The 8,144-nt window shown below is 68.7% G+C and carries 8 protein-coding genes; 1 reads left to right on the plus strand and 7 read right to left on the minus strand.

Annotation, left to right across the window (positions count from 1 at the left end; all coding sequences use genetic code 11):
- From RIF68_RS18825 to RIF68_RS18850, 6 genes are all read right to left on the minus strand, one after another.
- Positions 1–196 (minus strand): ankyrin repeat domain-containing protein (locus RIF68_RS18825; protein ID WP_309052444.1); only part of this gene is annotated, 196 nt, incomplete at its 3' end.
- A gap of 395 nt (positions 197–591) precedes the next feature.
- Positions 592–876: a transposase family protein gene (locus RIF68_RS36510; protein WP_375165716.1), complete on the minus strand. Its 285-nt coding sequence runs from the start codon at positions 874–876 to the stop codon at positions 592–594.
- A 172-nt stretch (positions 877–1,048) separates the two neighbouring features.
- Entirely contained in the window at positions 1,049–1,657 is a 609-nt protein-coding gene (locus RIF68_RS18835) for a hypothetical protein (RefSeq protein ID WP_309052446.1), read from the minus strand.
- 39 nt (positions 1,658–1,696) lie between these two features.
- Positions 1,697–4,243 carry a DUF262 domain-containing protein gene (locus RIF68_RS18840; protein ID WP_309052447.1) on the minus strand — a complete coding sequence of 849 codons (2,547 nt, stop codon included), beginning with the start codon at positions 4,241–4,243 and terminating at the stop codon, positions 1,697–1,699.
- 45 nt (positions 4,244–4,288) lie between these two features.
- The gene (locus tag RIF68_RS18845) at positions 4,289–5,128 is read right to left on the minus strand and encodes a hypothetical protein (protein WP_309052448.1); all 840 of its coding nucleotides are present in this window, start codon (positions 5,126–5,128) and stop codon (positions 4,289–4,291) included.
- Positions 5,129–5,207: 79 nt separating this feature from the next.
- On the minus strand, positions 5,208–5,378 hold the full coding sequence (locus tag RIF68_RS18850; RefSeq protein WP_309052449.1) for a hypothetical protein: 171 nt from the start codon (positions 5,376–5,378) through the stop codon (positions 5,208–5,210).
- A 116-nt stretch (positions 5,379–5,494) separates the two neighbouring features.
- Here RIF68_RS18850 and RIF68_RS18855 point away from each other — a divergent pair, with 116 nt between their 5' ends.
- Complete coding sequence (locus RIF68_RS18855) at positions 5,495–5,713, plus strand: hypothetical protein (RefSeq protein WP_309052450.1); 219 nt, start codon at positions 5,495–5,497, stop codon at positions 5,711–5,713.
- A gap of 163 nt (positions 5,714–5,876) precedes the next feature.
- Here the strand turns inward: RIF68_RS18855 and RIF68_RS18860 are convergent, their stop codons facing one another.
- Positions 5,877–8,048, minus strand: a complete 2,172-nt coding sequence (locus RIF68_RS18860; protein WP_309052451.1) for a UvrD-helicase domain-containing protein — start codon at positions 8,046–8,048, stop codon at positions 5,877–5,879.
- Between the last annotated feature and the right edge of the window lie 96 nt (positions 8,049–8,144).

Consider the following 8,144-nt stretch of genomic DNA (forward strand, 5'->3'; position numbering starts at 1 on the left):
GGTCAGCTCCGGCAGCCAAAAGAATGCGCACCACGTTGGGATGGTTGTTCCATACGGCCAGATCGAGGGCGGTACGGCCTCTGCCGTTCTCGCGCAGCTCGGGGGGAGCGCCCGCTGATAGCACTGCGGCAACCTGCTGATCGTCTCCGGACGCAGCAGCCTGACTCAGCAACCGGGCCATGTCATGCGCTTCCATAGAAGCTCCCTTGCTTCGATCGGCCCACGTTCATAAAGGTAGGAGGCGTGGGCGAGTTGGGTATGAGGAGCGTCCGCGGTGATCACCGCGCTGGTCAGGTCGAGGCCGTCCAGGAGTGGGATGAAGGTCGGGATTTCGTTGCTCCTGCCGGCGATCTGTCGTTGGGCGAGGACCTGTCCCGTCGTGGGTCATGGCGGCGATCAGGGCAGTGGCCGGCTTTCTCGTGATGCGGGAGCCTCGCGGTGTCGTGCCCTCGACGGCGACGACCTGTCGTCCCGGGGCCGGGGCCTTGCGGTCCTGGAGGAAAGCGCCGACGGCGCGGTCGAGGGCGTCGCCGTCCGCGGCGGCCAGGGCGGGACGGATGGTCGTGGCATGGGGCGGGCGGATCAGGCCGGTCAGCGGATGAGGGCGGGAACCGAGCAGGGCCAGTCGGTGACCCACTCGCCGATCGCCGTGATCGAGGCGGCGCTGGCCAAAACGGCGGAGGCCGCAGCGGTGAGCAGGGCCGTCCAAGGGTGGCGGATGCCGCGACGGGCCCGCGGGTCAGGCACCGTTGCCATGTAACTCGCAGGCCAATGGCTGCCTGCAGCGGGGCTGGACCGGAGGCGGCTCCCAGTTGCTGGAGGCATGACGGCAGGCAGGAAGACGGGTGCGCAGGCATGGACTGGCTTGGTGCTCATACGGACTCGACACCCGTGTGATGACCAGCGGCCATGCCTGTATCGCGTCCAGACTCACCCATCGACTGGAGTCGACGAACCGGCACTTCGGTGCCCCGCGAGATGAACCCGCCCACCTCGCCATTTCCCAGAGACCGTGGTGCAGGGTCGACCCGGCAGAGCCGCCCCTCCCTCAGTCGTCGTCCGGAGACAGCCAGCCGATGTGCCGCAGCACGGGCACGATCCGGAAGCGGACGAAGGCGACCACCGGTGTCTCGTCATCCGCGGCGGGGAAGAACAAGGCGTGCTGAAGGGGCTTCTTGTTCTGTGGGTCGTCCAGGTTCACCGGAGGCAGATCGGGTCGGTCGAACGCGCTATCCAGCCTGACCCCCTCTCGGGCGGTCAGCTCTCTGAGATGGCGCAGCCCCACTTGGTCCGAGATCTTCGCTGTCGTCAGTGACTTCCTGATCCGTGGCCTGTCATGCGCGTCGACGTACGTGGGGAACACCATGACGCGCAGTTCCCCCGGCTTCGCGCTGTCGGAGATGCCCGAGCGCAGCCTGTTGTGCAGATTCGAGAGGGCGGCGGGCATCTCCGGGACAACCGTGGGTTTGTAGAGCACCAGATCCCGCTCTCCGTTCACCCAGTGGTTGTCGTGCACCGTCAGCGTGGGCTGCCCGGAGAGCCGTAGCTCCCACTCGGTGGCGCTCGCTCGGGACATCACGCCGGAGCACGTCGTGCCCGTCTTGTCTCTGCGTGTTCCGTCGTTGCGAACCAGTACAAGGTCGTTCAGCAGCTGCATGATTCATCTCCCCCGTTTTTTCGACATGCCCAACCGTGTTCAGTCCCGCCGCGCCAGATCCAGCGCTGCCACGCCCACGAACCAGTCCAGCACCTCGCAGATTCCCTCACCGTGCTCCGCGAAGACATTGACCGGGAAGGAAGGACGCAGCTCCAACTTCGCCTCGGGCAGGTCGATGCCGTCGATCTTGTTCAGACGGTTCAGCAGCTCCCGGCGCTGTTCCGTGTCGTCGAAGGGGGTGCGGGACTTCAGGTACTGGAAAACCACCTCGACCGTGCCGCTCACCGGGTAGATGCCGACCGGCCAGAGCAGGTGGGGGCCACGACTGGTCCCGGCATCCAGCATCGGGAAGCAACTGGTCTCCTCGTGCCGGCCGTAGTTGACGTGACCACCCTGCCGGCGCCAGAAGTCGAGGGCCGCCATCACGCCCGGGTACGCCTCCGGCCAGTGCTCCCGCAACTGCGATCGGAAGCGCTCGGCCGCCGCTGAGTCCTCGCCCTCGGGCAGAGGGTCGTACGACACCTGCTGTGCGACATCCTTGCCCAGCAGGGTAGCCAGCTCCGCGGCGGTCAGGCGTTGCGAGCGATGTGCCCGGCCCCAGGAGTCGAAGCGCACTCCTTCACTCGTCAGCAGGTCCTGCGGTGGTGGCCGGTCGTCGCCGTCCGCCCAGCGGAAGGCAGGCGAGATCTTGCCCTCCGCGGTGAGTACCCGGTACGCGCCGATCACCGTCGGGTTGGCGCCGAGGTAGGCGCCCACGGCCACCGGGTGGCTGCCGATCAGCTCGGCGACATCGCCGTACGTGGTCCACGTCCCGCTCGGCATCGCCACGAGCGCGGCGCGCAGCTCGGCCCAGCCCGGGGACTCCTCACCGGCCGGCTTGACCCCGCCGATGGGGCCCGGCCACAGCGCGATCGCGCGCTCGGCCAGACGGTCGGCGCGCTCCAGGATCTCCGCCTTGCCCCAGCGCTGTGCCGAGGAGATCTCGAGGTTCATGCGCAGGGCACTGGAGTCGAGGATCTGCTGCTTGCGCTCGAAGGGGTGATTGGACAGTTTGGCGTTGTCACCGGTCAGCGTCAGGTTGCCCAGCGTGTGCACCAGCAGGTCGTGCAGTTCCTGCGGTGTCTGGTTCGGCTCCGTCTCCTCGGCGAGGAGGTCGAACCACGCCGGAGCGGGGCGCTGTGGCAGGACGTGCTCCACACTGAGGGACGCCTTGGCGAAGTCAACGGGCTCGGAGGGGCGGTGACTCTCCTCCAGGCGACGCAGGATGTAGCTCCGCTGCTGGGGACGGCCGCTCCAGTAGAAGGGCTTGGTGCGGATCGCCTCGCGGAGTTCCTCGTCACTGGGCCAGCGACGGCGCCGGCCGGAAAGGAACCGCCGTACCGCCTCGGCGGCGGGCCGGTCGGTCTCCAGCTCCTTCGGAGCCTCCATGAAGATCCGGTTGAGGCCGGTCGTCGGAGTCTGGCAGATCAGACGCCGCACCAGATAGGACTCGACGTAACCCAGCGCCTGCGCCGCGTCCTCAGGCGTCGTCCTGCCGTCAGCGACAAGGTCGAGCAGGTGCAGCGCGAGCGGATAGTGCGTCTGGCCGCCCCAGGAGGCAAGGCGCTCCAGGACTGAGCGAAGGGCGGGGGACTGCTCACGGGCGGGGTCGACGATGCGCAGGAATCTCCCGGCCCGCTCGGCCAACTGCTCGATCTCGCTCTGCAGCGCGCCCTCGTCGCCGGCCAGTGGCTGCAGCCGTCTCTGCTGCTCGCGGTAGATCTCGCTCTGCTTGGTCTTGTAGTGGCCGCGCACCACCAGGTCCAGCCAGACCAGCAGCTCGAGGTTCTTCGGACCGAGGCTCTGCTGCATGGGCAGCCACAGTTCCTGGTAGATCCGCTCGCCCCGCTTGGGCAGCAGCATGAACACGTAGTTGCGCAACAGGTCGCTCTGACTGAGCCCGACACCGGTGTTGTTGATGGACTCGAAGATCCGGTAGACGTTGTCACCGGACTCGGCGGTGATCTCCACGATGGACAGCAGATCCTTGAGGACCGTCTCGACAGTGGCGGTCCAGCGCTCGTCACCCGCCTCATGGCCCTCGGCGAGCGCACCGCGGAAGAACCGGTAGGCAGCACCGATGTTGTCGCCTCCGCCGGCGTCGGCGCGGGACTGGACACAGGCGGTGAACGCCTCACGGTCCGCCTGCGTGGGCAGCAACCGGTAGTGGTCCGCGCCCTCGTGGAACTCGTTGACCAGTATCTGGCGGTGTACCCGGTCCACACCGCGCGCGTCACCGGTCTCCTTCACATGGTCACGGAGTGCCGTGAAAGCCAGCATCAGCGTGGTCAGCCGCTGCTGTCCGTCCACCACCAGCCACCTCTGCACCCCGCCCGCCTGGATCTGGCCCGGTGCCAGCACCACCGAACCGAGGAAGTGCGGGGCCGGCGTCTCACCTGCCAGATGCTGCTCGACGAGTTCCCCGACGTCCTCCCACAGTCGCTGGAGCTGCTCCCTGCCCCAGCTGTACGTGCGCTGGTAGAGCGGTACCTGGAACTGCTTGTCCCCCTGGACCAGTTTGAGGAAGGTGATCTCCTGGGCGCGCATGCGCCTCCTTTCCTAGGAGCGGCCGTCCGCTGAATCTATGCCTCTTCAGGCAGTGTTGTCCGCCGAAGTCAGGGGCGAGCGGCTGGAGATGCGCGGCATCGTCTCGTTGGGGGAGCGGCGCAGCAGCTTGATGCTGCGGCCCTCGACCCAGGCGTTCCACGCCTTGAGGTAGTAGAGAAGGTGCTCGCGTGAGTCGTCGCGGCGCCGGTGTGCGTTGCCCAGGGCCAGGTTGAGCATGGTGTTGCGCAACGTGAGACGCGGGTCGCCCGGCTCCAGGCGCGCGCCGGTGACGACTCCCTCCTCCCATGCGGACTGGTCGACGTCGGGCCGGGCCTCGGTGGTGACGTACCAGCCGATCGTCGCCGCCGTGACGGTGATGCGGCACCCTCGGTTCAGCGCGATGCCGTGGTGCAAGGCATCGCGGATGCCGGGGTGCTTGGCGAGCAGATCCAGCAGTTGGTCGTTGCTGGTGACCGACGATCCGCCGCCCCACGCGGAGTTGGGGGCGTTCCGGTACAGGTGCAGTCCCCGCAGGGCGGCCGCCAGGTGGGTCGCGTTGGTCTCGCCCGCGAGGGCGAGCGCGTCGCGGCCGGTGCGCTTGCGGCCCGTGTCCATCACGGTGAACGCCGTGCGCGGCACCCCGTGTGCGACGGTCATCCGCACGGTGACGCCCGCCTTGACGACAGCCGCCAGGCGGTGCTGCCCGTCGATGAGAACACCGTCCTCGTCGAAGGCGATGCCCTGGTGGGTCAGTTGCCATTCGCCGCGCTGGATCTGGGCGGCAAGTTGCTGCACCGTGCTCTTGCTGAGCGGCCGGTTGTTGGTGTTGCGGGTGAGCCACTGTGCCGCCAACTGGGGCGAGATGTCGACCACTTGCATGTGCATGATGCGAGTGCCTTCCTCCGGGAGCGGCGTCACTAGATGCACGGTGACGCGGTGAGTATCGTGCCGCGTAAGTGTGAACTTAGTCAACGATATTCGCCGTCAGGCGCTGGATCATCGCGGTGACGTGCTCGACGACGAACTGGAGGGCACCCAGCGCGCGGGACGTAGGGTCTCCGCCACGTGGGCTTACGGCGTCCCGGCCGGCACCGCCCGCGATCTCGGCATCGAGGTCCGTTTCCGGCACGCGCACGACCAGGAGAGCGTCACCTTCACCACGGCCGAGGCCGCGCGCCGGCTGCCCTCACCACGAGCACCGGCACCGGCGCCGCGTCCTCGTCTGTGGACGGGGGTTCGGAGGCCGAGACCTTGGGCGACTTCGGGGGTACCGCCGACAGCGCGCTCGACGCCGTCCCCGCCCAGCCTTGGCGGCAGGTCACGCCGAAACCCTCGCCGCAGCCCTCCGCGGACGAGTTCGACGCCTCACGCGAGCGGCGGATCTTCCGCTTCCTCACCGAGGCGGAGGAGTCCAAGACCCGCCCCGTGCGCACGCTCGACGGGCGCGGCCGGCACCGTGTGGTTCGATGAACGGCCATGCGCTGATGTGGCAGCCCGCCGGACCGGAGATCTCGTACGAGGCGCCGCAGGGCAGGCGCGCTCGGTCCTCGTGCGGGCCATCCGGGTCTGAACACTCCGGCGACCGGCCCCGTCTCCCCGTACCGCCAGATCCGGGTGACAGGGCCTGTGCGCCTCAGCCGGTCACCGGGTCCAGCAGGCGGCTCCGCTCACCGCTCCAGGAGATCGCCAGTGCGTCACGCGCCCGCGTGCACGCCACGAAGAGCAGGCAGTGCTCGGCCAGCAGATCCGATCGGTGCTGCACGGCGTCCTCGTCGGCCGGCGTCACCTGCGGAGCGAAGGGAAGCACGCTCGACGTCACGCCCACGACGGCGACGCAGCGGAACTCCAGTCCCTTCATCCCGTGCATCGTCGCCACTCGCACACCCGACACCCCCGGCCCCGGGTCGTCCTTGACGGCGACCGCCGGGATGCCCTCCCGGCGCAGACGCGCGATGACGGCGTCGACCAGCGTGTTGAACCGGGCGCACACCGCCACTTCGGACGGTTTGACCCCGTCCTGGTCCACCCAGACCCGGATCTGTTCCATGAGCGCGCGCAGTTCGTCGTCCTGACTGGCGTGGCCCCGGGCCACCGGCACGCGGCCATGCAACTCCGACCGGTAGCCCCGTAGCGAGTCCCGGCCGCCGTCATCGTCGTCGTCCTCGCCGAGCCGGCCCACCGGCTGACCGTCCAGGAGTGACGCCGACCAGCGCAGGATCTCCTCCGTGCTCCGGTAGTTGACGCGCAGCCGGGACGTGCGCCCCCGCACGTCCACACCCAGCGAGCGAAGCGAAACCCGGGAGTCATAGATGCGCTGGTGGGGGTCGCCGACGAGGAACAGGTCGTCGGACTGCTCGGCGACGCAGGCGCGCAGCACCCGCCACTGGGCCGGGTGCAGGTCCTGCGCCTCGTCCACCACGACGTGACGGTAACGCGGTCCCTGCTCCGCGAGGATCCGGGCGGCCTGGTCACAGAGCATGGTGTACGTCGCCGAGTCGCGCGAGGCCAGATCCCCCATGAACCGTTCCATGACCCGCCACAGCCGCGCCCTTTGCACCCGCCCCACCTGCGTGCCGCGCCCCCTGCGCACACATCGCAGGTACTCCTCAGGCGTCCGCAGTCCCTGGGCGAGGACAACGCTCCGAAACTCCTGTGCGAGGAAGCGCTCCGACCAGGGCAAGTTTTCGCGTGCGGCGGCACGGGTCCAGGCGCTCTTCTCGGCTGCCGCCGACAACGGCTTCGGTGAGCTGCCCCGCGCCTCCCGTATGACCCGGGCGGCGAGCGAGTCCACCGTCGTGACGTCGACCCGGTCGAGCAGGTGGGCGTCGGCGTCGCCGAGCAGGACGGCCAGGCTGTCGCGGAGGGCGGCCGCCATGGCGTTGGTGAAGGTGGTGAGCAGGACCCGGTCGCCCTCACCTCCTGTACGCAGCAGATGCCGCACCCGGTGCAGGGCGACGACGGTCTTGCCGGTGCCGGGGCCGCCCGTCACCTGGGCCGGCCCGTTGAAGCCCGGGTGGTAGGCGTACCGCCGCTGGGCGGGATGCAGGAAGACGCGCCAGCGGGTGAAGTCCTCGGTGAGGATCCGCTCCAGCTCACCGGGACCGGTGACCTCCACGATGCGGTCGGGCGTGTTGAGGATCGCCTCGCTGAGCGTGACGGCCGGCCGGTCCTCAGCCGTACGCACCGTCTGTCCGCGCGGGGCGATCAGCTGCTCCCAGACGTCCTCGGGCGAGTAGTCCGCTGCCAGGTACTCCAGCACCTCGTACTGGTCGGCGGGCATCATGGGCGGCGCCATGACCGTCAGGTCGTCGGTCGTGACGCACACCCGTGCCAGCCGCAGGACCTGCTCGTCGATACCCAGATCCCGCAGCACGGTGTCGGAGTGCCTGGCGAAGAGCCGCGCCGGGGTCTCGACCGCCTTGGTCTCGAAGTAGGTCTCCATCTGCTCGAGCGCCTCGACGTTGCGGACCTCCAGACCGCCGGTGGCGCCGTTGACCGAGTAGGCGCGCTTGCAGGCCCAGTTGATCGCCTCGTCGTGCGGAGCGACCCGCAGCAACGTGTACAACTCGCTGCCGTCGTCCGGGGCGAGGAGAACTCCCCGGTAGAATCTGGTGATCCGGATCGTGCGGATCCGGGAGTCGCGCGCCCCTTCGAGCTTCTCCAGGTGGATTCCCTTGCTGGCATGCAGCTGAGGCACGGTCAGCCTGCGGAACATCTGGATGGCGTCGTTGACCTCCTTCTGGACCGGTCTCTGCAGGGAGATCAGATCCCCGACGAAGTCGTCGGAGAGGGCGAGACGGGGCATGGGCGTCCTCGGGTCGTGGCGGGCGGTGGGCGAGCAACAGCCTAGAGACTGATCGGGGCGTCGAGTGACGGAGCTCCCCATAATCGTTGTGTGAAC

The sequence above is a fragment of the Streptomyces sp. genome, assembly GCF_031178505.1.
Lineage (GTDB): Bacteria > Actinomycetota > Actinomycetes > Streptomycetales > Streptomycetaceae > Streptomyces > Streptomyces gulbargensis.

Excerpts from the sequence above, each read along its gene's own strand:
- RIF68_RS18840 (WP_309052447.1), bottom strand. The coding sequence starts at position 4,243 with ATGCGCGCCCAGGAGATCACCTTCCTCAAACTGGTCCAGGGGGACAAG.
- RIF68_RS18845 (WP_309052448.1), bottom strand. The coding sequence starts at position 5,128 with ATGCACATGCAAGTGGTCGACATCTCGCCCCAGTTGGCGGCACAGTGG.
- RIF68_RS18860 (WP_309052451.1), bottom strand. The coding sequence starts at position 8,048 with ATGCCCCGTCTCGCCCTCTCCGACGACTTCGTCGGGGATCTGATCTCC.
- RIF68_RS18835 (WP_309052446.1), bottom strand. The coding sequence starts at position 1,657 with ATGCAGCTGCTGAACGACCTTGTACTGGTTCGCAACGACGGAACACGC.
- RIF68_RS36510 (WP_375165716.1), bottom strand. The coding sequence starts at position 876 with ATGAGCACCAAGCCAGTCCATGCCTGCGCACCCGTCTTCCTGCCTGCC.